This window comes from Rouxiella sp. WC2420, from assembly GCF_041200025.1.
Lineage (GTDB): Bacteria > Pseudomonadota > Gammaproteobacteria > Enterobacterales > Enterobacteriaceae > Rouxiella.
The window spans coordinates 4909404-4933476 of the sequence record NZ_CP165628.1; the positions used below are offsets into that span (position 1 = coordinate 4909404).

Sequence of the window (24073 nt, forward strand, 5' to 3'; positions counted from 1 at the left end):
TTTACGCGGCCAGAAGCTTATTTTGCCAGCCCAGGTAGATCGTCGAGATCTTCGCGTTCATCTTCTTTCTCGTCTTTATCGAGCACGTTATAGGCCACCGCGCAGAACAACGAGTTGAGGCGTTTCATGTCACCAAGCAGGCCAAGGTGCAGCGAGCTGGTTTCAATACTTTGAACGTTATGCTGATGCAGCCTATCAACGTGGGCATGGGCATATCGGCGGTCGAGCAGGCGGAAACGGTGCTTTGAGCGGCGTAAACGCTTAGCGCTGGTCATATCGCTGGACAGGAAAACAGAGAGACTCAGACGTAGGTTATCCACCAGCTTCTCATGCAGGCTATCAAGCTCCGATAGACCTTCCGCAGAGAATGCGCGGCGGGCGTCGTGCGATTTAGCGGCAATATCGCCAGTCATACGCTCGATGATATCTCCAGCCTGCTCCAGGTTTAGCGCCATCTCGATAATTTCGGCCCAGCGACGGGAATCATCCTCGCCTAAATCTTCTTTGTGAATCTGAGCCAAATACAGTTTGATGGCGGTGTATAGCACGTCTACGTCGTCATCAAGCCGGCGAACCTCGCGATCATTAGTGATTTTTCCATGCATGACTTCATGCTGAAGAATAAGCATATGTTCAACCACATCGCCCATTCGCAAAGTTTCACGCGCCGCATTGGCAAGGGCCAGTGAAGGAGTATCGATGGCGCTGACGTCCAGGTGACGCGGACGAAGACGCGGGTCATCCTCGGGCACATCGGCAATCCACAGCTCACAGATTCTGGCCATCATTCCGGCCGTTGGCACCAGCGCCAGACAGCGGATCAGGTTGTAAAATACGTGGAAATAGATCACCAGTTCTTCGTCGGGAATGCCGATTTTCGCCAGTAGCCCGGTGAGCGGCCCGATAAACGGCAACACAATGACACAGCCGATCAGCTTGAACAGCAAACTACCTAACGCCACCCGGCGTCCGGCGGCATTTTGTTTACTGGCATTGATCATTGCCAGAATACCGCTACCGAGATTGGCTCCGATAACCAGACAGAGTGAAACTTTTAGCGAGATAACACCGGTTGCGGCCAGCGTGGCGGTCAGCAGCACCGCGGCAAGGCTTGAGTAACTGATGATGGCAAAAACTGCTCCGGTCAGCGCATCAAGAATCGTATCGCCGGTCAACGACGAGAACAGTACTTTGACCCCGGATGCCTGAGTAATTGGCGTCGCGGCAGCCACAATCAGCTCCAGCGCCAGCAAGATTAGCCCAAGACCGATCCCTACACGGCCCATTTGACCGGCGCGCGTTTGTTTCCGACTCAGGAAGAACGACACACCGACGAAAATCAGCAGCGGGGAAAGCCAGGAAAGATCGAAGGTCAGCACACGCGCCATCAGCGCTGTCCCGACGTCTGCACCGAGAATAATCACCAGCGCCGGCGAAAGTGCCACCAGTCCCTGAGCCACAAAGGAAGTGACCAGTAATGCAGTGGCGTTGCTGCTTTGTACCAGCGCGGTCACGCCGATACCTGAAACAAACGCCAGCGGTTTTTTTTCTACACTACCACTGAGGACGCGGCGCAAATTGGCACCAAACACGCGCATGATCCCTGTACGCACAATGTGCGTACCCCATACGAGTAATGAAACCGCTGAAAGCAAATGAAGAAGAGTTAACACTAAACAAGAACTCCTTTAGCGCCAGGCGTGTATAGACCATCCTGCCTGCCTGGCGTGTTGGAGCAGGATGGCATCCGGATTAATGGCACAGGGTTTGCCCACTTTAGCCAGCAGCGGCAAATCGTTGTGCGAGTCCGAATAAAAACTGGCATTGGCAAGCAGGCTATCGTCCTGTTCGAGAAGGGCCATCAGCCGCGTCACCTTTCCTTCACGAAAGGTCAGCACGCCTTGAGTAAAGCCGGTAAAAAGACCTTCACGAGTCTCGACACCGATAGCCAGCGTTTCGTCAATTCCCAGATATTTAGCAATTGGAGCAACCAGATGTTCACCAGAAGCAGAAATTACAATCGTTCGATCGCCTTTCGCCTGATGCTCGGCCAGGCATTTTCGCGCATCGGCGTAAATCCTTCCGGCAATCACTTCCTCAACAAACCGCTCAACCATCGCGGCCACATCATCTTCGCTGCGACCTTTAAGCGGAGTTAGCGTCCAGTTCATGTATTCCGTCATGTCCATTTGACCCACGGCATACAGGCGCATCATTTCGGCGTCTTGTTGCAGGAAATCGTCAGGATCGCTAACCCAGCCCTGCTTGACCATAAAAGCTGACCACAGGCTGGAACAATCACCATGGATCAGAGTTTCATCAAGATCAAATAGCGCCAGATTCATGCAACTTCTCTCAAGGTATCAAGATCTAACTGTAGACCAATATCTGTGCCATCGGCATACAGAGACTCAACGGAGCGGTTTAAAACATCCACCGATAACTCGACATTGTGAGCCATAACACGATAACGAACGACGTTACCAAGCAGGCTGTGATTCAGGATACGGGCGGGAATTCCCTGATTTGGCGCACAAAGCGCAATCGACTCCGGTCTGATGGCGACCTGGGAGGGATAACTTTGCCCGGTCAAGGTATGTGCCTGTTCGGCTGTCAGCAGGTTATAGCTGCCAATAAAACCGGCTGCGAAAGCATTGACCGGTGCAGTATACAATGTTTCGGCGTCGCCATTCTGTACGATTTGTCCTTTATTCATTAAAACAATACGATCCGACATGGTCAGCGCCTCTTCCTGATCGTGAGTAACGAAGATGGCGGTTAGGTTCATTTCGCGTTGAATACGGCGGATTTGTTCGCGTAAATGTTTACGAATACGGGCGTCGAGGGCTGATAAAGGCTCATCGAGTAACAGCAGGCGCGGCTGTGTGACCAACGAACGGGCCAGCGCCACACGCTGACACTGCCCACCGGAAAGCTGATGCGGATAGCGGCGGGCAAACTCGTTTAGCTCAACCAGCGCTAACACTTCAGCCACGCGGCGGGTCGTTTCACTGGCAGAAATGCGTTGCATTTTCAGGCCAAAAGCTACGTTCCCCTCAACCGTCATGTTGGGAAACAGCGCGTAGCTCTGAAACACCATGCCAATCCCGCGTTTTTGCGGCGTAAGTGGAACAATGTCCTGACCCTGAATCAAAATTTGCCCGCTGTCGACCGAAGTCAGCCCCGCGAGACAGCGCAGCAGCGTAGACTTTCCGCAGCCGCTCGGGCCAAGCAGCGTAACGAACTCGCCCTCTTTGGCGCTAAAATCAATATTATTGAAAATCTGCGTCTGACCGTAATGTTTGTTGAGTTGGGTGACTTGCAAATAGGACATGATTAGCGCTTCCCTTTATTCATTGCGTTAGCCACCCAGGTAAATGCCAGGACAACCACGAAATAGGAGATAACCAATGCGCTGGTGAAATGGCCACTGCCATTGCGCATATTGTAGAGATAGACCTGCAATGTTTCATAGCGGCTGCCGACCAGCAGGTTAGCGAACACAAACTCACCAATTAAAAACGAGAACGAAAGTAGTACCGCGATAGTCGCGCCCTTGCGCAAATTTGGCAAAATCACCAGCAATGCGGCTTTCCAGGTGCTGGCACCGAGCAAATGGGCGGCGTCCATTAGGTCACGCATATTAATGGCCTGAATATTGTTGGATATGGCCCGATAGATAAACGGCAGCGCGATAGTGAAATAACAGCCAATCAAAATCCAGGGCGTGCCGGTCAGTTCAAACGGTGGCGCAGAGTAGAGCTGCATCAGGCCCACCGAAGAGACCACCGGCGGTACAGCAAACGGCAACAGGATCAGCACGTTCATCAGTGCATCTAGCCTTGGGAAATAGTAAGCAATCACAAACATAAGTGGCAGGATCAGCACCAGCGAGAACACCAGCGTACCCAGACAGATCAACAGTGAATGCCCCAATGCCACCAGAAAACGCGGATCGCTCCATAGCGAGACAAGCCATTTCATGGTGAAGCCGCTCGGCAGAATGGTTGCTCCCCAGTCCTCCACCAGCGCATAAATCAGCGTTGCGGCTAGCGGTAACATCAGAACAATAAACAGCACCCAGACAATCAGGCGGTGATAAATACTTTCAGCGCGCGACATATTTTTCCTCCAGGCCAGTGATAGTCAAAAAATTAGCCTTAGCGAACATTGACATAGCTCCTGCGCAACAGCCATTGATGCACCAGCGTGATGACCGCCATTAACAGCACCAGCAATATCGCCAGCGCGCTACCCATGTTCGGATCGAGGGAAATATCGCCCGAGACCAGCGCGGCGATTCGCACAGGCACGACGTTAAAGTTGCCAGTGGTCAAAGCGTAGACTGTGGCATAAGCCCCCAGCGCGTTAGCCAGCAAGATAACAAAGGTGCCCATTAAAGCCGGGGCCAACACCGGTAATCCGATGTAGCGCCAAAAGCGCCATTTGCCTGCGCCGAGCAGCGCCGCCGACTCTTTCCAGTCTTCTCGCAGCCCGTCAAACGCCGGGTAAAGCAGCAGAACGCCCAATGGGATCTGAAAATAGGTATAAAGCACGATCAAGCCATCTCTGGAGTACAGATTGAAGCTATTCATCAGACCATATTTTCTCAGGATTAACGTCAGGGTACCGTTTAGGCCAAGCAGAATCACAAAGGCAAAGGCCAGCGGCACCCCAGCAAAATTGCTGGTCATATTGGTAAATGACATCACAAAATCATGCAGCTTGGTCGGGCCCAGCTGGCGAAGTGAGTAACTACCAACCAATGCGATCAGCAGACCATAAATACTTGACCAGACAGAGATATCCAGTGAGAACTTCATCGCTTGTAGATAGAACGGCGAGGTCAGAATATCGCTGTAATTACCGAATCCCCAGGCTTCATAGGTATCGCTATAAAAACTGCTTACAGCGACCCAGACCAGCGGCGCAAGCTGAAAAGCGATGAAGAACACCGCGAAAGGCAGCACAAAAAGCAGAGCAAGCCACTTAGCTTTCATCCCTTATTCCCCATCTTCTCGACCTGAATCAGGCCAGTAAATCCGCGCAGTGTGGCTTGTCATGGCTGACATTAAGCAACTCACAAACGGTGCCACAGAGTTCAGTTTGCAGCGGCGCGGCGTCTTTAAAACTGAAGGCGTTACCAAACACAAACATCGGGACCTGACGCTCTTCTGGCAGAATCCCGCCGTGGCTGCGATCGTTGTTCATACCGTGATCGGCGGTGACGATTACCTGATATCCAGCTTCGAGCCAGGTGCCGAGATAGTGCGACAAAATACCGTCAGCGACGCGCGCCTTGTTGCGATACTGCATCGAATCGAGACCAAACTTATGGCCCGTATCGTCAATATTCATCGGATGAATTAGCAAAAAGTCTGGATCATGTTTTAAACGCAGGCTTTCGGCGTCATCAAACAGATGTGAATCGGGATAGGTATCGTCGTAATAGAAATGACCGTGCTGAATCGCCAGACTCTTATCGTCGGTATGGCGATCGCGCGCCGGAGTAAACGGCGTGCGGTTATAAAGCTCACTAACCCAATGGTAGGCCGCCGCCGCAGTGGTTAAACCGGCGTCGCGGGCATAATGGAAAATACTGCGCCCAGTCGATAAGCGGTCTACATGATTATGTACGATACCGCTCAGCACGGGCGTCACGCCGGTAAGAATGCATTCATACAGCGGGCGTGACAGTGACGGTAGTTCGCATTCCAGTTGATACAAGCGCCCGCGTCCCGCAGCGCACTGTGCCTGTAAATATCCCATTGCTTCGCGGGCAACCTGATAATTCAGGCCGTCCAGTACCACCAGAATGCTCTTCATTACGTAATACCCTGATAAAAGTTTATGAAATTCAATGCATGGAAAGAGCTTTAAATTTTTCATCGATGAACGAACGATTCATTTCTTTTACCGATGAAAGATCCCTCATTCTTTTTACAAAGGAGAGAAAATAATCCTCTAAAGATTTCGCGTCTCGGGAAGGCGGCAAGCAGGCGAATCCCCGGGAGCTTATACAAGTCAATGACTGGGGTAAGCCCGCGCTGCCAACGCGCCTGAGGCACGAAAGATAACGATTAAAATCAATCCTCTAAAGATTTCGCGTCTCGGGAAGGCGGCAAGCAGGCGAATCCCCGGGAGCTTACACAAGTCAATGACTGGGGTAAGCCCGCGCTGCCAACGCGCCTGAGGCACGAAAGATAACGATTAAAATCAATCCTCTAAAGATTTCGCGTCTCGGGAAGGCGGCAAGCAGGCGAATCCCCGGGAGCCTACACAAGTAAGCGACTGGGGTAAGCCCGCGCTGCCAACGCGCCTGAGGCACGAAAGATAACGATTAAAATCAATCCTCTAAAGATTTCGCGTCTCGGGAAGGCGGCAAGCAGGCGTAATCCCCGGGAGCCTACACAAGTAAGCGACTGGGGTAAGCCCGCGCTGCCAACGCGCCTGAGGCACGAAAGATAACGATTAAAATCAATCCTCTAAAGATTTCGCGTCTCGGGAAGGCGGCAAGCAGGCGAATCCCCGGGAGCTTACACAAGTAAGTGACTGGGGTAAGCCCGCGCTGCCAACGCGCCTGAGGCACGAAAGATAACGATTAAAATCAATCCTCTAAAGATTTCGCGTCTCGGGAAGGCGGCAAGCAGGCGAATCCCCGGGAGCTTACACAAGTAAGTGACTGGGGTAAGCCCGCGCTGCCAACGCGCCTGAGGCACGAAAGATAACGAGGATTTATTGTTGGAGATTGATCATGACTTGCTCTTGCCAAAGCCTTGGAAGCGTTTTGGCGCTCTTGTTCCAGGCTTCTGGATCAGCAATCGGATGCGCGTTGGCGTATTCACTGTTAGGCAACAGTTTGGCTTTTACATCATCCGGCAACGTCAAGTGTTCGGCACGGATTGGACGCGCATAACCACGGGCCAGATTGATTTGGCCGGCATCGGAGAAGATATATTCACGAGCCCATTTTGCCGCGTTTGGATGCTTACCGTATTTGTTAATGATGGTGGAATAACCCGAAGTGATACTGCCGTCTGATGGGATCACCACGTCAAAACGAGTTTTATCAATCTGGTCACGATAGTTAAGACCGTTGAAGTCCCAGACTACGCCAACCTGAACTTCGCCTTTTTCCAGCGAGGCAATAACCGGGTCGGTGAGGCTCAAACGCCCTGCCTTCGCCAGCTTGGCAAAGTAATCCAGACCCGGCTTAAGGTTTTTCTCGTTACCACCCATGGCATAAGTGGCCGCAAGAACGCCATTAGCTGCCTGCGCTGCAGTACTCACGTCGCCGATAGTCACTTTATATTTGCCTTTCATCAGGTCAGCCCAGCTGTGTGGCTCGTCTTTAACCTGAGATTTATCAATGATAAAGGCGATAGTGCCAGTATAAGCCAGCACCCAGTTACCGTCCTTGTCTTTGGCCCAGGCAGGCACCTGGTCCCAGGTACTTGGTTTATAAGGCAGAGTAACGCCCTCTTTCACCGCTATTGGACCAAATGCCGCCCCCACATCACCGATATCTGCACTGGCGTTGCTTTTTTCTGCCAGGAATTTAGCAATTTCCTGCGCCGAACTCATGTCAGTATCGCTATGCTTGATGCCGTATTTAGTATTCAAATCATTCCAGGTATCTTTCCAGTTTGCCCAGGAATCAGGCATGCCAACGCTGTTCACGGTGCCTTCAGCTTTAGCGGCTTTTTCAAGACTGGCCAGAGATTCGGCAGCAAACGCGGTAGTCGTTGTCATAACGAGCGCGGTGGTTAACACAGAAGCGAACAACTGTTTCATAACTGATGCTCCAGATGATAGTGTGTGTGAGTGCTGGTCTAGTCCAGCAAGATCCAAGCCAATCTAACGATCGTTTGTGATAATTATATGACAGCGTGATAAAGCAGCATTTTTAAGCGAATAGCTGTTAACAAGTGCACAAATCTTCAACCTTTAATTGCCATAGTGGTGCAAAAATGCACTGAAATGAGGCTGAATATTGATGAGTGAATCCCAGACCACTGTTGCAACTATTTGCCAAACATTGAGTGAAAAAATAACTGCCGGACTTTATTCAGCCGAGGGACGCTTGCCCTCGGAAAGAACGCTGAGCGAGCAGTTTTCCACTACCCGTATTACTCTGAGAGAGGCGCTAAGCCAGCTTGAGGCACAGGGGCTTATCTATCGCGAAGTGCGCCGCGGCTGGTTTATATCGCCGCCACGTATTCTTTATAATCCGCTTCAGCGCAGTCATTTCCACGCGATGGCAAAGGAGCAGGGGCGAATCGCACAGACCGAGCTTATCGACGCCAGCCAGATTAAAGGCAGTGACAGCCTGTGCCAGAAGTTAAATTTGCCACCGCAAAGTGAGATCTACTGCATCCGTCGACTGCGCTACATTGATGGCCGGGCTGTGCTGTACGTTGAACATTATCTAAATCCACAGTTCTTTCCAGATATCATTAACGACGATCTCACCCGATCCTTGACCGATCTGTACTTGTCTCGCTATGGGATAAAATATGGCCGTGTGCGTTTTGATATGGTGCCGACACGATTACCCACAGAAGCTTCTAACGCACTGAAAGTTACGTCGGGAAGTCCGGCGTTAGTGATCACGCGAATCAACCGCGATCAACAGGATCGGATCATTGACTGCGATCTGGAATACTGGCGCTATGATGCCTTGCAGATAGATGTTGAGGTGGGGTAAGCAATACGAAATAGATAAGGATTTGCTGGGGAGCCCAAGATGGCAGCTCCCCTCCCTAACCCTCTCTCGTTCGCGAGAAAATATTTAGCCCCTCCCAAATTGAAGCACTACTCAGACTCATACCAAATTGAAGGAGTGCTTAGCGCTTCACAAAATGGGTAAGTCACATAATCAGGTTAATCAGCATCATAACCAAGATTAGGTGCCAGCCAGCGCTCAACTTCAGTTATTGGCATACCTTTACGCGCTGCGTAGTTTTCAACCTGATCGCGCTGGATTTGCGCCACGGCGAAGTATTTACTTTCGGGATGACTGAAATACCATCCAGAAACGGCAGCACCAGGCCACATGGCGAATGACTCAGTCAACTGCATACCGGTGTGGGTTTCGACATCCAACAGCTTCCAGATTTGTCCTTTCTCAGTGTGCTCCGGGCAGGCCGGATAACCGGGTGCCGGGCGTATCCCCTGATAGTTTTCACGAATTAATTCTTCATTACTGAGGTTTTCATCTGCTGCAAAGCCCCAGTGAAGCTTGCGCACCTGCTCATGCAAATATTCCGCAAAACCTTCAGCCAAACGGTCAGACAGCGCTTTAATCATGATTTTATTGTAATCATCGTGCTGCTTGTCATAGGCCTCGGCCAAGGCATCCTCTTCCAAACCACCGGTTACGGCAAAGGCTCCCATGTAATCAGCTTTGCCGCTGGACTTCGGTGCGACGAAATCAGCCAGGCAATAATTGGCGAAATCCGTTTTCTCGGTTTGCTGGCGCAGATGGTGGCTAACCACCAGCACTTCTTCTCGGCTTTCGTCGCGATAAATTTCGATATCATCATCAACTCGATTAGCCGGGAATAAACCAAATACGCCGCGCGGATTAAGCGATTTGTCGCGTGAAAGCTTATCCAGTAAGTCGTTGGCATCCTGGAACAAGCGCTTGGCCTCTTCGCCGACCACTTCATCTTCAAGAATACGTGGATATTTTCCTGCCAACGACCAGGTCATAAAGAATGGCGTCCAGTCAATGTACCGACGCAATGTTTCAATGCTGGCCTCAACCTGATGAATGCCTAAACGCCTGGCTACCGGTGGCGTGTAGCTCTCCCAATCAAGCTGGCTAGCATTGGCCCGGGCTTTTTCCAGGCTTACCGGCGGAGTACGCGGTTTCTTGCGCGCATGCTGGATACGCACCGTATCGTACTCTTTGCGTGTTTTCTCGATAAACGCATCGCGCTGCTCATCGGACAACAAGGCGGAAACTACACCAACAGAACGGGAAGCATTCTGCACGTAAGTGGTTGAACCTTTATAGTTCTGCTCGATTTTCACCGCAGTGTGGGCTTTAGAGGTAGTTGCACCGCCTATCAGCAGTGGAATAGTGAAACCGCGACGCTGCATCTCTTTCGCCACATTGACCATTTCATCCAAAGACGGCGTGATCAGTCCAGAAAGCCCGATAATATCGACGTTTTCTTCAATGGCGGTTTTAAGAATTTTATCGGTTGGGACCATAACGCCTAAGTCGATGATTTCATAGTTGTTGCACTGCAGAACCACCCCGACGATATTTTTTCCGATGTCGTGAACGTCGCCTTTTACTGTTGCCAGCAAGATTTTACCGTTAGTTTTACCCTTCTCTTTGCTAGCCTCAATGTACGGCTGAAGATACGCCACCGCCTGCTTCATCACGCGGGCAGATTTTACCACCTGCGGCAGGAACATTTTTCCTTCACCAAACAAATCACCAACGACGTTCATGCCATCCATTAATGGCCCTTCGATCACTTCGATAGGTCTTGCTGCCAGTTGACGCGCTTCTTCGGTATCCAACTCGATAAATTCGGTAATACCTTTCACCAATGAGTATTCGAGACGCTTTTTAACTTCCCAACCACGCCATTCAGCCTGTTGTTTATTCGCTTCGCCATCGTCTTTGCTACCGCGATATTTCTCGGCCAAATCGAGCAAACGCTCGGTACCGTCCTCACGCCGGTTAAGAATCACATCTTCAACCGCGTCACGTAGTTCGGTGCTTAAATCGTCGTAAATCGCCAGCTGACCAGCGTTAACGATGCCCATATCCATGCCGTTACGAATCGCGTGATACAAGAACACGGCATGAATTGCTTCGCGCACCGGGTCGTTACCGCGGAACGAGAAGGAAACGTTGGAGACGCCACCAGAAATCAGCGCGTGTGGCAACTCGGCCTTGATGTCGGCACAGGCCTCGATAAAGTCGACGGCGTAATTGTTATGCTCTTCGATACCGGTCGCCACAGCAAAGATATTCGGGTCGAAAATGATATCTTCCGGTGGAAATCCGACCTCTTCGGTTAATAACTTGTAAGCACGGCGGCAGATTTCAATTTTACGAGCACGAGTATCCGCCTGCCCTACTTCGTCGAAGGCCATCACCACCATCGCGGCGCCGTAGCGGCGAACTTTGCGAGCGTGTTTGAGGAAAGCCTCTTCCCCTTCTTTCATGGAGATCGAGTTAACGATGCCTTTGCCCTGGATGCATTTAAGGCCTTTTTCGATGACGTCCCATTTTGAAGAGTCAATCATGATCGGCACGCGGGCAATATCAGGCTCACCGGCAATTAGATGCAGGAATTTCACCATGGCGGCTTCGGCATCGAGCATGCCTTCGTCCATGTTGATATCAATAATTTGCGCGCCACTTTCAACCTGCTGACGAGCAACCGCCAGTGCATCGAGATACTTCTCTTCTTTGATTAATTTTTTGAAGCGCGCGGAGCCGGTCACGTTGGTGCGTTCACCGACGTTAACGAAAAGCGTCTGTGCGTCAATGGTTAAAGGTTCTAGACCGGCAAGGCGGCAAGCCACCGGGATTTTTGGCAGTTGGCGAGGTGGTACGCCTTCAAGCACTTTAACCATGGCCGCGATGTGTGCTGGCGTGGTGCCACAGCAGCCGCCAACGATATTCAGAAATCCTGATCTCGCCCACTCACCGATATGCTCGGCCATTTCTTTGGCTTCGAGATCGTACTCACCAAAAGCGTTGGGCAAGCCGGCATTAGGGTGCGCGGTGACGTAGCATTCGGAGATACGCGACAGCTCGGCCACGTATTGTCGCAGCTCGTCAGGGCCCAAAGCACAGTTAAGGCCAAAGGTCAGTGGTTTAACGTGGCGCAGCGAGTTATAAAAAGCCTCTGTGGTCTGCCCTGAAAGCGTACGCCCGGAGGCGTCGGTGATGGTGCCGGAAATCATGACAGGCAGCAGCACGCCCATCTCTTCAAACACGGTTTCCACGGCAAAGGTCGCAGCTTTGGCGTTTAAGGTGTCGAAGATCGTTTCCACCATGATCAGATCAACACCGCCTTCAATCAATGCACGGGTCGATTCACGGTAAGCTTCCACCAGCTGATCGAAAGAGACATTGCGAAACGAAGGATCATTGACGTCCGGGGAGATCGAGGCCGTGCGGTTGGTCGGACCTAACACCCCGGCGACATAACGCGGCTTTTCTGGAGTTCGTGCGGTCCATTCATCAGCACAAATACGTGCCAGACGCGCAGCTTCGTAGTTTATCTCGGCTGACAGTGATTCCATATGGTAGTCGGCCATGGCGATTGGCGTGGCATTAAAGGTGTTGGTTTCGAGTATGTCGGCACCGGCTTCAAGATAACCATAATGAATAGCGGTGATCACTTCTGGTTTAGTCAGTACCAGAAGGTCATTATTGCCTTTGAGATCGCTTTCCCAGTCAGCAAAACGTGTGCCACGGTAGTGCTCTTCTTCCAGACGATAGCTTTGGATCATGGTACCCATGCCGCCATCCAGGACTAAGATCCGCTTTGCCAGCTGCTCATGTAGTGCGTTTACTCGATTTGTCACTTTCACCTCATCACTTGCAATCTGCTTCTACCAACACAATTTGGCCTGACTTTGTGGTCATTCTATACGTATTTACTGTACTAAAATCCGGCAATCATCCTAGCATACCTCGGCTATGGGCAGGATTGCCGACAACGTGAGACTTTTTCATCAATTCCTCGAGCTTTATTCCAAACTGTCTGCAACACATCGGATGAGCGCAAAAGTTGTTTGCGATCCATACTGTAAAAACGAAAACCAATTCCAAAATAATATTTTAAAGCCGGTATCTTAGGCAACGCTGAAAGGGAAGCATCATGGTGACCTCTTCTGCTCCGGCAGGAAAACGCGCAAAAAAAGTTAAAAGCCCGTCGACCAGCACCAGTGCTGCCACTGGTCAGGTGCAATCCCTCACTAGAGGATTAAAACTGCTTGAATATATTGCGGAAGCTCAGGGAAGCGTGGCGCTAACTGACTTGGCGCAGCAGGCAGGATTGCCTAATTCAACGACACATCGGTTGCTGACAACCATGCAGCAACAGGGCTTTGTTCGTCAGGTCGGTGATTTGGGGTTGTGGACAATTGGCTCTCACGCCTTTGTGGTCGGCAGCAGTTTCCTGCAGAGCCGTAACTTATTGGCGATGGTGCATCCGATGCTGCGGCGATTAATGGAAGAATCGGGCGAAACGGTGAATCTGGCCGTGCTGGATCACGGTGACTATCAGGCGATCATCATCGATCAGGTGCAGTGTAACGCTCTTATGCGCATGTCGGCACCGATAGGCGGCAAGCTGCCAATGCATGCCTCAGGAGCAGGTAAAGCGTTTTTGTCGACTCTGCCGGAAGACCGCCTGGTAAAGATGCTGCATAAAATTGGTTTGCACAGCTATACCCCGATGACGCGTACCTCACCGGTCAATCTCAAGCAAGAATTGGCTGACACGCGTAAGCGCGGTTATGCCTTTGATGATGAAGAACATGCGTTGGGATTGCGCTGCGTGGCGACCTGTATTTATGACGAGCATAACGATGCCTATGCGGCAATTTCTATTTCGGGCCCAGTATCGCGGATAACCGATGACCGCGTAACCGAACTTGGGGCCTTAGTCATCCATGCAGCGAAAGAAGTTACGCAAGCTTACGGCGGAGGCAAACACTAATCGGTAATAGGCAACTGCATCGGCAGCGCCTTTGAGTACGAGTGGCGCTGCATATTTCGATGGATAAATCGTTGCTTGCGACGGTAGGCAAACACGTCTTCGACATGCCCGGCCTGAATACGCTGTTGCAGCCCGCGCCAGTAATCAGCGCAAAAAAGATCACCGTGCAGAGCATCAAAGTATGGCCGCAAGCGTTTGTCGCTACAGAGAAAATAGCGAAACTCTTCTGGAAAAACGTCGTTGTCGGCAACGCTGTACCATGGGCCGTTTGCCAACTCATCTTCCGGATAAAGGGCCTTGGGTAAATCACGGAAGTTTATTTCGGTCATGTAGCAAATTTCGTCGTAATCATAGAACACCACGCGACCGTGGCGAGTGACGCCAAAATTTTTAAACAGCATGTCGCCGGGGAAAATATTTGCCGCCGCTAATTGCTTGATTGCATTACCATACTCTTCGATTACTTCGTGTAGCTGTTTTGAATTTGCCTGGCCGAGATAGAGGTTTAGCGGGGTCATGCGGCGTTCAATATAGAGATGGCTCAGGGCAATGCTATCACCAAGATCCTGGATTTTGTTGCCAGCTTCTTTCTGTAGCTCTGCCATCAGCTCAGGACAGATACGATCTTTGGGCAGAACGAAATGTTCAAACTCTTGAGTATCGGCCATACGGCCTACACGGTCGTGCTCTTTAACTAGCTGATAGCATTCACGTACTCGCTGTTCAGTCACCTGTTTTGGCGGTGCAAAACGATCTTTGATAACCTTAAATACCCTATCGCTGCCGGGAAGGGTAAATACCAGCATCACCATGCCTTTCACGCCCGGAGCAATAATAAAGGGATCGCTGCTCGAAGCCATGTAGCGCAGATGCTCACGGTAACATTCTGTTTTTGCATGTTTTTGACAACCAATCGCACTATAAAGCTCAGCGGTTGTTTTTGAAGGTAGAACTTCCCGCAGCCATTCAACCAGCGCGCCGGGATGAGGGGCATAAACCATAAAATATGAACGAGCAAAGCCGAAAACAATGCTGGCATCATCATGCTCGGTCAGGCAAGTATCCACGAACAGTTTTCCGTGCTCATCCTGATGAATAGGCAGCAAAAAAGGATGAATCTTGCCAGGTAATCGAATCTTGCCGATTATCCATGCGGCTTTGTTGCGATAAAAAAGCTCGGTGACGATTTCAAACTCAATTTGATCCATTGAGTCTTCGGGAAAGTTTTCAGCCAGCACATCGGATATGGCAAGTGTGTCGCGATGAATGTCCTGCCACGTCAGGCGCAGTGGCAGCTCAATCAATAATTTATGCAGCATATTCAAAAGGTCAGCACGAGGATTAATTCTTCGAGCCAAAGGACGGGAGAGGCATTTACCACTATCTGGATGCTGTTCGCTGAAAATAAACAGCCGGTCCTCGATTAACTCACGATGTTTGAAGATGCGGCAATACACCGAGTTGAAAAAGCTTTCTGCTATTTCTCCGCGAGGATAATCCGGCAACAATTCGCTGTAACAGCGCTTAACGCGGGCGATAAATGTCGCGTCATAAAAATAGGGGACAGTAATGCATTTAAGCTGACTCACAACCAGTCCAACGTGATGGTCATAAAGATGAATGCGCTGCTTCATCGCCTGCTGCACGGACAGCCAGTCAGCCTGCTCAAAACGCTGCTGTGCGCCGGAAGTGATTTCCAAAAAGCGTCCATACTGCGCATCGAAACCTTGCAGGATAGTTTGGGCAATCAGCAGTTCGGTTTTCATCGTTCAGCTCCGATCGCAGTAAAATTGCATGAAAAAGGCCCGCATAAAGCTACGGGCCATTGCGTTTTCAGGAAAACTGCTGCTCTTCCGTAGAGCCGGTCAACGCCGTGACCGAGGAACGCCCACCCTGGATAATGGTGGTGACTTTGTCGAAGTAGCCGGTACCGACTTCCTGCTGATGAGAGGCGAAAGTATAGCCTCGTGAAACAGCGTCAAACTCTGGCTGTTGCACCTTGTCGACATAGTGCTTCATGCCTTGACCCTGCGCGTAGGCGTGTGCAAGGTCAAACATGTTGAACCACATGCTATGAATTCCCGCCAGGGTGATGAACTGATACTGATAACCCATTGCAGCCAACTGCTCCTGGAAAGTCGCAATGGTCTGATCATCTAGATTTTTCTTCCAATTGAACGATGGAGAACAATTGTAGGCCAGCAGTTTTCCAGGGAAGCGCTGATGGATGGCCTCGGCAAATCGTTTAGCCAGAGCCAGATCTGGGGTGGAAGTTTCACACCAGACAACATCAGCATACGGTGCGTAAGCCAGGCCGCGCGCTATCGCCTGCTCGATACCAGCATCGGTACGGAAGAAACCTTCGTGAGTGCGCTCGCCGGTAATGTAAGGGCTGTCGTATGGATCGCAATCGGAGGTGATCAAGTCTGCCGCATCGGCATCAGTTCGCGCCACTAAAATGGTCGGCACGCCCAGCACATCAGCAGCCAAACGTGCAGAAATCAGTTTTTGCACCGCTTCTTGCGTCGGAACCAGAACCTTACCGCCCATATGACCGCACTTTTTCACTGCTGCCAGCTGATCTTCAAAATGCACCGCCGCGGCACCGGCTTCAACCATCGCCTTCATCAGCTCGAAAGCATTAAGCACGCCGCCAAAACCGGCTTCTGCATCGGCAACAATCGGCAGGAAATAGTCGGTGTAACTCGGATGGCCAGGTTCTATATTGTTTGCCCACTGGATCTGGTCAGCGCGGCGAAAAGTGTTATTAATACGTGTTACCACTTCCGGCACTGAATTCACCGGGTAAAGTGACTGGTCGGGATACATGCTCGATGCAGTGTTGGCATCAGCTGCTACCTGCCAGCCGGAAAGATAAATCGCCTCAATCCCGGCTTTCGCCTGTTGCAGTGCCTGCCCACCGGTCAACGCCCCCAAACAATTGACGTACCCCTTGCGGGAAGCGCCATGCAGTAGATCCCACAATCTGGCCGCTCCCAGCTGGGCAAGCGTGCATTCAGGACTAATAGAACCGCGAAGGCTGATAACTTCTGCCGCGCTATAAGGTCGCGTGATGCCTTCCCAGCGTGGCTGCGACCAACTTTCTTCGAGTTGCTGTATCTGTTGGCTACGAGTAATTTTCATAGTTGTGACTCCGGTTTTGTAGGGGGACAAAATCAAGCCAGCAGCGCGTAGCCCGGCAGCGTAAGAAAGTCGATTAATTCATCTTGTGTCGTGATCTTTTCCATTAGCGCAGCCGCTTCCTGAAAACGCCCGGCGCTAAAACGTTCTTCTCCCAGCTCTTGCTGGATCACCTGTATCTCTTCTGCCAACATCTGGCGAAACAGGGTTTTGGTAACCTGCTGGCCGTCGTCCAAGGATTTACCGTGATGGATCCATTGCCAGATAGAAGTCCTTGAGATTTCAGCAGTAGCGGCATCTTCCATCAGTCCATAAATCGGAACGCAACCGTTGCCAGAGATCCACGCCTCGATGTACTGCACGGCTACGCGAATATTGGCGCGCATACCCTCTTCAGTGCGCGGGCCGGTGCCAGCCGCAAGCAGCTGTTCGGCAAAAATGGGAGCATCCTGCTCACGTGTGACTTCGAGTTGATTAGCACGCGCGCCCAATGCCTGATTAAATACCGCCATCGCGGTATCAGCGAGGCCAGGATGCGCAATCCAGGTACCGTCATGCCCGTTGCTGGCTTCCAACTCTTTATCTTTAATGACTTTATTGAGCACCCACTCATTACGCTGCGGGTCTTTGCTTGGGATAAATGCCGCCATTCCACCCATCGCAAAAGCGCCGCGTCGGTGACAGGTTTTTATTAATAAACGCGAGTAGGCATTCAGGAACGGTTGTTCCATGGTCATTACTTGGCGATCAGGCAACACGCGATCAGGATAGTTTTTCAGTGTCTTGATATAACTGAATATATAGTCCCAGCGCCCGCAGTTAAGCCCAACAATATGTTCGCGAAGGTGGTAGAGGATCTCATCCATCTGGAACACCGCGGGCAGGGTTTCGATCAGCACGGTGGCTTTGATAGTACCGCGCGGCAGGCCGACGCTATCCTCGGCAAAACTGAATACTTCGCTCCACCATTGCGCTTCTTTGTAGGACTGCATTTTCGGCAGATAAAAATAGGGGCCGCTCCCCTTGGCCAATAGCGCCTGATAGTTGTGGAAGAAGTACAAGGCAAAATCAAACAGGCCACCGGGGATGGGTTCTCCTTGCCACAGGACATGCTTTTCAGGCAGATGCATTCCTCTTACACGACAGACCAAAACAGCGGGATCGGGCTTAAGTTGATAAATCTTGCCTGCTTCATTGGTGTAGCTGATGGTTCCGCGCACGGCATCGCGCAGATTAATTTGGCCTTCAATCACTTTTTTCCAATCCGGTGCCAATGAGTCCTCAAAGTCAGCCATAAAAACTTTTACATTGGCATTCAACGCATTAATCACCATTTTTCGTTCAACCGGTCCAGTGATCTCTACTCGACGATCGCGCAGGTCGTCAGGAATATTTTGGATCTGCCAATTGGTATCACGAATGGAATTAGTTTCCGAAATAAAATCAGGCAATACACCTTGGTCGATACCAGCTTGAATTACCTTTCTTTCGGCGAGCAGCTGGTTGCGTTTGTGTGTGAATTGGCTCACCAGATCGGATAAAAAGTCTACTGCCTGTTCAGTCAAAACACTGGCAGTCTGCTGTGAAGATGGCAGCGTAAAGTCGAGTGAACTGCGTGTTATCTGTTGTGTCATCAACAATCTCCTGATTTATCAAGGTACTCAGCCTTAACTTATCTGAGCACGACGCAACGATCTAGGCCGTGTTACCCGACATCTCAAGGATCGTTTCTAACAACACGATCTGACAGGTTATTTAATAGCCAGTAGAATTAAGAATAATCAATAAACAAATAAAATCAAAAACGATTTCCATTTTTATTTAAAATAAAAATAAACACGTTTTTATACATGGAATTAGAAGATAAATTATTTTTCGAAAAACAGGATAGGATTCCATTAATTGCATTTTTGCGAGAAGAACGTAGATGAAGCGTGGTATTGGACCCAGGATTACAGAAACGAAAACGGCCAACTTAATGGCCGCTTTAAAACTTGGGGGATTGCTTAAAGATCAGTTCAACAGAGGTGAATGCCCCACAGAGAACCAATCACTTGAGAGTTCATTCCAGCGTAGGGTTCATATGGCGCAGGTCGAATGGCGTAATCTGGTAAACGTAGTAGTTGAGCCAGTTGGTGAACAACAGGTGCCCATGGCTGCGCCAGCTAGCTTTAGGCGCCAGTTCTGGGTCATCTTTTGGGAAATAATTGTTTGGCATATCAGGTGACAGGCCAGCGGCCAAATCCCGCAGATACTCGCCCGCCAAAGTCCCGGCATCATATTCGGGATGACCGGTGACAAAGGCCATACGCTTGTCTTTGGTGGCAAACAAATAGGCACCGGCATCTTCTGACTCAGCCAGAATATCCAAATCGCTGTACTTACGCAGCTCCTCAATAGGGAAATCGGCATAGCGAGAATGAGGTGCCAGGAATGATTCGTCAAAACCACGAGTCAGCAATGCCAGTGGCTGCAAGGTTTGATGCGAAAAAACGCCTGAGATCTTGGTCTCACGGGTCATTTTTGGCATGCCGTAAAGCACGTTCAATGCAGCCTGCACCGCCCAGCAAACAAACAGCGTTGAAGTTACATGCTCTTTTGCCCAATGCACGATACGTTCTATCTGCGGCCAATACGCAACGTCACAGAAATCGACCAGACCCAGCGGAGCACCAGTGACAATAAGTCCGTCGTAGTTATCATGCTGGATGTCTTCAAAATCGCAGTAAAAGTTATTCAAATGCTCGGCAGGCGTGTTTTTTGACTCACGGCTGTCGATACGCAATAGTTGCACGTCTATCTGCAATGGGGAATTAGAAAGCAGACGCAGGAACTGGTTCTCCGTCTCGATCTTCTTCGGCATCAAATTGAGTATCAGCACCTTGAGTGGACGGATTTCTTGAGTTTTTGCACGCGAAGACGTCATCACAAATACGTTTTCATTGCGCAAAAAGTTCACGGCTGGTAACTCATCTGGGACCCGAATTGGCATAACAACTTCCTCACTACATCCGCTTATACGTTTAGACATCTAGATGCCCGAAGATAACGCGTTTCAACCAGTATGTCGAGCTTGCATGTGCAAGGTGAAAATTATTCAGCTTAATGACTTATTTTCATAACAATAGGTTATTTATGGGATTGGAAAGTGGGATTTTTGCTATTAAAAAATGAAAAATTGGCTGGCTTTGTGGTGGTTAAATCGAGGACGAAAGGCCCTAAAACGTTTAAAAAGCAGTCATATTATGATCTATTTTTAGGTCACTTTTAATGAAACAGGCCGCAATATATATACTCTTTCCCAGGTTTAGGGTGAATAGAGTCGGCGGATTGCCCTTTTAACCCAGGCCCAACAGCAAAAAGGCCCCTGTCGTCAGACAGGGGCCCTCTTTTTTTGCGTTCCTGACCGGCTCTTGACCCGCCCTCGCGCTTTTTTTCTTAAATCATCGACAGCAAAAAACCCCAGCTTGCGCTGAGGTTTCGTACTTAATTTGATGCCTGGCAGTTCCCTACTCTCGCATGGGGAGACCCCACACTACCATCGGCGCTACGGCGTTTCACTTCTGAGTTCGGCATGGGGTCAGGTGGGACCACCGCGCTACTGCCGCCAGGCAAATTCTGTTTCATTCCAACCGCTTTCCCCATTATTCAGGGCAGCCATCAGAATCAATCTTTGAACAAGCTGAATATCAAAACTTAAGTCTTTGTGTCTCTCTAAAACACCTTCGGTGTTGTAAGGTTAAGCCTCTCGGGTCATTAGTACTGGTTAGCTCAATGCATCGCTGCACTTACACACCCAGCCTATCAACGTCTTAGTCTTAAACGTCCCTTCAGGGGACTCGAAGTCCCAGGGAAGACTCATCTTGAGGCAAGTTTCGCGCTTAGATGCTTTCAGCGCTTATCTTTTCCGCATTTAGCTACCGGGCAATGCCATTGGCATGACAACCCGAACACCAGTGATGCGTCCACTCCGGTCCTCTCGTACTAGGAGCAGCCCCTCTCAATCTTCCAACGCCCACGGCAGATAGGGACCGAACTGTCTCACGACGTTCTAAACCCAGCTCGCGTACCACTTTAAACGGCGAACAGCCGTACCCTTGGGACCTACTTCAGCCCCAGGATGTGATGAGCCGACATCGAGGTGCCAAACACCGCCGTCGATATGAACTCTTGGGCGGTATCAGCCTGTTATCCCCGGAGTACCTTTTATCCGTTGAGCGATGGCCCTTCCATTCAGAACCACCGGATCACTATGACCTACTTTCGTACCTGCTCGAGCCGTCACTCTCGCAGTCAAGCTAGCTTATGCCATTGCACTAACCTCACGATGTCCGACCGTGATTAGCTAACCTTCGTGCTCCTCCGTTACTCTTTAGGAGGAGACCGCCCCAGTCAAACTACCCACCAGACACTGTCCTCACCCCAGATTATGGGGCCGAGTTAGAACATCAAACATTAAAGGGTGGTATTTCAAGGTTGGCTCCACGCAGACTGGCGTCCACGCTTCAAAGCCTCCCACCTATCCTACACATCAAGGCTCAATGTTCAGTGTCAAGCTATAGTAAAGGTTCACGGGGTCTTTCCGTCTTGCCGCGGGTACACTGCATCTTCACAGCGAGTTCAATTTCACTGAGTCTCGGGTGGAGACAGCCTGGCCATCATTACGCCATTCGTGCAGGTCGGAACTTACCCGACAAGGAATTTCGCTACCTTAGGACCGTTATAGTTACGGCCGCCGTTTACCGGGGCTTCGATCAAGAGCTTCTCCTTGCGGATAACCCCATCAATTAACCTTCCGGCACCGGGCAGGCGTCACACCGTATACGTCCACTTTCGTGTTTGCACAGTGCTGTGTTTTTATTAAACAGTTGCAGCCAGCTGGTATCTTCGACTGTCTTCGGCTCGGGAAGCAAGTTCCTCCACCTAGCGACAGCGTGCCTTCTCCCGAAGTTACGGCACCATTTTGCCTAGTTCCTTCACCCGAGTTCTCTCAAGCGCCTGAGTATTCTCTACCTGACCACCTGTGTCGGTTTGGGGTACGATTCAATGTTACCTGATGCTTAGAGGCTTTTCCTGGAAGTGCGGCATCAACTACTTCACCACCGTAGTGGCTCGTCATCACGCCTCAGGGTTGATATGTAACCGGATTTACCAAGTCACACCCCCTACACGCTTAAACCGGGACAACCGTCGCCCGGCTAGCCTAGCCCTCTCCGTCCCCCCTTCGCAGTAACACCGAGTACAGGAATATTAACCTGTTTCCCATCGACTACGCCTTTCGGCCTCGCCTTAGGGGTCGACTCACCCTGCCCCGATTAACGTTGGACAGGAACCCTTGGTCTTCCGGCGTGCGGGTTTTTCACCCGCATTATCGTTACTTATGTCAGCATTCGCACTTCTGATACCTCCAGCAAACCTCACAGTTCACCTTCAACGGCTTACAGAACGCTCCCCTACCCAACAACGCCTAAGCGTCGCTGCCGCAGCTTCGGTGCATGGTTTAGCCCCGTTACATCTTCCGCGCAGGCCGACTCGACCAGTGAGCTATTACGCTTTCTTTAAATGATGGCTGCTTCTAAGCCAACATCCTGGCTGTCTATGCCTTCCCACATCGTTTCCCACTTAACCATGACTTTGGGACCTTAGCTGGCGGTCTGGGTTGTTTCCCTCTTCACGACGGACGTTAGCACCCGCCGTGTGTCTCCCGTGATAACATTCTTCGGTATTCGGAGTTTGCATCGAGTTGGTAAGCCGGGATGGCCCCCTAGTCGAAACAGTGCTCTACCCCCGAAGATGAGTTCACGAGGCGCTACCTAAATAGCTTTCGGGGAGAACCAGCTATCTCCCGGTTTGATTGGCCTTTCACCCCCAGCCACAAGTCATCCGCTAATTTTTCAACATTAGTCGGTTCGGTCCTCCAGTTAGTGTTACCCAACCTTCAACCTGCCCATGGCTAGATCACCGGGTTTCGGGTCTATACCTTGCAACTTGACGCCCAGTTAAGACTCGGTTTCCCTACGGCTCCCCTATACGGTTAACCTTGCTACAAAATATAAGTCGCTGACCCATTATACAAAAGGTACGCAGTCACCCAACAAAGTAGGCTCCCACTGCTTGTACGTACACGGTTTCAGGTTCTATTTCACTCCCCTCGCCGGGGTTCTTTTCGCCTTTCCCTCACGGTACTGGTTCACTATCGGTCAGTCAGGAGTATTTAGCCTTGGAGGATGGTCCCCCCATATTCAGACAGGATGTCACGTGTCCCGCCCTACTCATCGAACTCACAATTTGTGCATTTTTGTGTACGGGACTATCACCCTGTACCGTGCGACCTTCCAGACGCTTCCACTAACACACAAACTGATTCAGGTTCTGGGCTGTTCCCCGTTCGCTCGCCGCTACTGGGGGAATCTCGGTTGATTTCTTTTCCTCGGGGTACTTAGATGTTTCAGTTCCCCCGGTTCGCCTCGCATGGCTATGTATTCACCATGCGATAATGTGACGTATCACATTGGGTTTCCCCATTCGGGTATCGTCGGGTATAACGGTTCATATCACCTTACCGACGCTTTTCGCAGATTAGCACGCCCTTCATCGCCTCTGACTGCCTAGGCATCCACCGTGTACGCTTAGTCGCTTAACCTCACAACCCGAAGGTGTCTTTTAAACTCATAAAGAGTGACGCCGTTCGTAGCCGTGATTATTTGAGAGACTCTAATACAGGTGCGCATAACTCAAAACTTCTACGGAGAGTTATGTTCAGCTGTATCATTTCAATTTTTCAGCTTGTTCCAGATTGTTAAAGAGCAAAATACTTCGCAGCATACTGTTTCCAATATACTCTGAAGTATTTGATGTGAGCCGTATGGATATGGTGGAGCTAAGCGGGATCGAACCGCTGACCTCCTGCGTGCAAGGCAGGCGCTCTCCCAGCTGAGCTATAGCCCCATACAGTCACTAAACAGATACCTTTATCACTCATCGTTCAGATGAGTCAGCCAATCTTTTTCTTATCAAGGCGGAGTCACACGACGTTTGCTTGGTGCAAACGAGTGGGGCGACAACGCAGAGAAGGAAAGGATTGGTAGGCCTGAGTGGACTTGAACCACCGACCTCACCCTTATCAGGGGTGCGCTCTAACCACCTGAGCTACAAGCCTATAAAGGTATTTCTGCTCGTTACTATTTCATCAGACAATCTGTGTGGACACTGCACAATGCGTATCT

Annotated in this window: 14 protein-coding genes, 2 tRNA genes and 2 rRNA genes; 2 read left to right on the forward strand and 16 right to left on the reverse strand. The window is 50.6% G+C overall.

The features are described from left to right. Window positions 1-17: 17 nt before the first annotated feature. The 7 genes from AB3G37_RS22625 to AB3G37_RS22655 form a co-directional block, all read right to left on the reverse strand. Window positions 18-1673, reverse strand: a complete 1656-nt coding sequence (locus tag AB3G37_RS22625) for a Na/Pi cotransporter family protein (RefSeq protein WP_009638591.1) — start codon at window positions 1671-1673, stop codon at window positions 18-20. Between the two features lie 15 nt (window positions 1674-1688). After that, window positions 1689-2345: an HAD family hydrolase gene (locus AB3G37_RS22630; protein WP_369789154.1), complete on the reverse strand. Its 657-nt coding sequence runs from the start codon at window positions 2343-2345 to the stop codon at window positions 1689-1691. Then, window positions 2342-3334 (reverse strand): ABC transporter ATP-binding protein, encoded by a 993-nt coding sequence (locus AB3G37_RS22635; protein WP_009638589.1) that lies wholly within the window; start codon window positions 3332-3334, stop codon window positions 2342-2344. The genes AB3G37_RS22630 and AB3G37_RS22635 overlap by 4 nt, the downstream gene beginning before the upstream one ends. A gap of 2 nt (window positions 3335-3336) precedes the next feature. After that, window positions 3337-4122 carry an ABC transporter permease gene (locus AB3G37_RS22640; protein ID WP_009638588.1) on the reverse strand — a complete coding sequence of 262 codons (786 nt, stop codon included), beginning with the start codon at window positions 4120-4122 and terminating at the stop codon, window positions 3337-3339. A gap of 38 nt (window positions 4123-4160) precedes the next feature. Then, window positions 4161-5000, reverse strand: a complete 840-nt coding sequence (locus tag AB3G37_RS22645; protein ID WP_369789155.1) for an ABC transporter permease — start codon at window positions 4998-5000, stop codon at window positions 4161-4163. 28 nt (window positions 5001-5028) lie between these two features. Continuing rightward, window positions 5029-5826, reverse strand: a complete 798-nt coding sequence (locus AB3G37_RS22650; RefSeq protein WP_369789156.1) for an alkaline phosphatase family protein — start codon at window positions 5824-5826, stop codon at window positions 5029-5031. 909 nt (window positions 5827-6735) lie between these two features. Further along, the gene (locus tag AB3G37_RS22655; protein WP_009638585.1) at window positions 6736-7794 is read right to left on the reverse strand and encodes an ABC transporter substrate-binding protein; all 1059 of its coding nucleotides are present in this window, start codon (window positions 7792-7794) and stop codon (window positions 6736-6738) included. A gap of 202 nt (window positions 7795-7996) precedes the next feature. Between AB3G37_RS22655 and AB3G37_RS22660 the strand changes: the two genes are divergently transcribed. After that, window positions 7997-8707, forward strand: a complete 711-nt coding sequence (locus AB3G37_RS22660) for a UTRA domain-containing protein (protein WP_369789157.1) — start codon at window positions 7997-7999, stop codon at window positions 8705-8707. A gap of 176 nt (window positions 8708-8883) precedes the next feature. Here the strand turns inward: AB3G37_RS22660 and metH are convergent, their stop codons facing one another. Beyond that, a complete protein-coding gene (gene metH, locus AB3G37_RS22665) occupies window positions 8884-12567 on the reverse strand; it encodes a methionine synthase (protein ID WP_369789158.1) in 3684 nt (1227 codons plus the stop codon). Between the two features lie 296 nt (window positions 12568-12863). Here metH and iclR point away from each other — a divergent pair, with 296 nt between their 5' ends. After that, the gene (gene iclR / locus AB3G37_RS22670; protein WP_369789159.1) at window positions 12864-13706 is read left to right on the forward strand and encodes a glyoxylate bypass operon transcriptional repressor IclR; all 843 of its coding nucleotides are present in this window, start codon (window positions 12864-12866) and stop codon (window positions 13704-13706) included. Here iclR and aceK read toward each other — a convergent pair. The 8 genes from aceK to AB3G37_RS22710 all read right to left on the reverse strand — a co-directional run bounded on the left by aceK (window position 13703) and on the right by AB3G37_RS22710 (window position 24006). After that, a complete protein-coding gene (gene aceK, locus AB3G37_RS22675; protein WP_369789160.1) occupies window positions 13703-15472 on the reverse strand; it encodes a bifunctional isocitrate dehydrogenase kinase/phosphatase in 1770 nt (589 codons plus the stop codon). The genes iclR and aceK overlap by 4 nt on opposite strands. A 67-nt stretch (window positions 15473-15539) precedes the next feature. Beyond that, window positions 15540-16850, reverse strand: a complete 1311-nt coding sequence (aceA, locus tag AB3G37_RS22680; protein WP_369789161.1) for an isocitrate lyase — start codon at window positions 16848-16850, stop codon at window positions 15540-15542. Window positions 16851-16882: 32 nt separating this feature from the next. Next, window positions 16883-18481: a malate synthase A gene (gene aceB / locus AB3G37_RS22685; RefSeq protein ID WP_369789162.1), complete on the reverse strand. Its 1599-nt coding sequence runs from the start codon at window positions 18479-18481 to the stop codon at window positions 16883-16885. 428 nt (window positions 18482-18909) lie between these two features. Further along, window positions 18910-19839 (reverse strand): homoserine O-succinyltransferase, encoded by a 930-nt coding sequence (gene metA, locus AB3G37_RS22690; RefSeq protein WP_009638578.1) that lies wholly within the window; start codon window positions 19837-19839, stop codon window positions 18910-18912. A gap of 504 nt (window positions 19840-20343) precedes the next feature. Next, window positions 20344-20459 (reverse strand): 5S ribosomal RNA (gene rrf, locus AB3G37_RS22695). A gap of 123 nt (window positions 20460-20582) precedes the next feature. Then, window positions 20583-23490 (reverse strand): 23S ribosomal RNA (locus AB3G37_RS22700). Between the two features lie 229 nt (window positions 23491-23719). Then, window positions 23720-23795 (reverse strand) — tRNA-Ala (locus tag AB3G37_RS22705). A 134-nt stretch (window positions 23796-23929) separates the two neighbouring features. Beyond that, window positions 23930-24006, reverse strand: a tRNA-Ile gene (locus AB3G37_RS22710). Between the last annotated feature and the right edge of the window lie 67 nt (window positions 24007-24073).

Bases quoted from the DNA above. Each gene is read 5' to 3' on its own strand.
- aceB (WP_369789162.1), bottom strand. From the start codon at position 18,481: ATGACACAACAGATAACACGCAGTTCACTCGACTTTACGCTGCCATCT.
- iclR (WP_369789159.1), top strand. From the start codon at position 12,864: ATGGTGACCTCTTCTGCTCCGGCAGGAAAACGCGCAAAAAAAGTTAAA.
- AB3G37_RS22650 (WP_369789156.1), bottom strand. From the start codon at position 5,826: ATGAAGAGCATTCTGGTGGTACTGGACGGCCTGAATTATCAGGTTGCC.
- AB3G37_RS22645 (WP_369789155.1), bottom strand. From the start codon at position 5,000: ATGAAAGCTAAGTGGCTTGCTCTGCTTTTTGTGCTGCCTTTCGCGGTG.
- aceK (WP_369789160.1), bottom strand. From the start codon at position 15,472: ATGAAAACCGAACTGCTGATTGCCCAAACTATCCTGCAAGGTTTCGAT.
- AB3G37_RS22630 (WP_369789154.1), bottom strand. From the start codon at position 2,345: ATGAATCTGGCGCTATTTGATCTTGATGAAACTCTGATCCATGGTGAT.
- aceA (WP_369789161.1), bottom strand. From the start codon at position 16,850: ATGAAAATTACTCGTAGCCAACAGATACAGCAACTCGAAGAAAGTTGG.
- AB3G37_RS22640 (WP_009638588.1), bottom strand. From the start codon at position 4,122: ATGTCGCGCGCTGAAAGTATTTATCACCGCCTGATTGTCTGGGTGCTG.
- AB3G37_RS22635 (WP_009638589.1), bottom strand. From the start codon at position 3,334: ATGTCCTATTTGCAAGTCACCCAACTCAACAAACATTACGGTCAGACG.
- AB3G37_RS22655 (WP_009638585.1), bottom strand. From the start codon at position 7,794: ATGAAACAGTTGTTCGCTTCTGTGTTAACCACCGCGCTCGTTATGACA.
- metA (WP_009638578.1), bottom strand. From the start codon at position 19,839: ATGCCAATTCGGGTCCCAGATGAGTTACCAGCCGTGAACTTTTTGCGC.
- AB3G37_RS22660 (WP_369789157.1), top strand. From the start codon at position 7,997: ATGAGTGAATCCCAGACCACTGTTGCAACTATTTGCCAAACATTGAGT.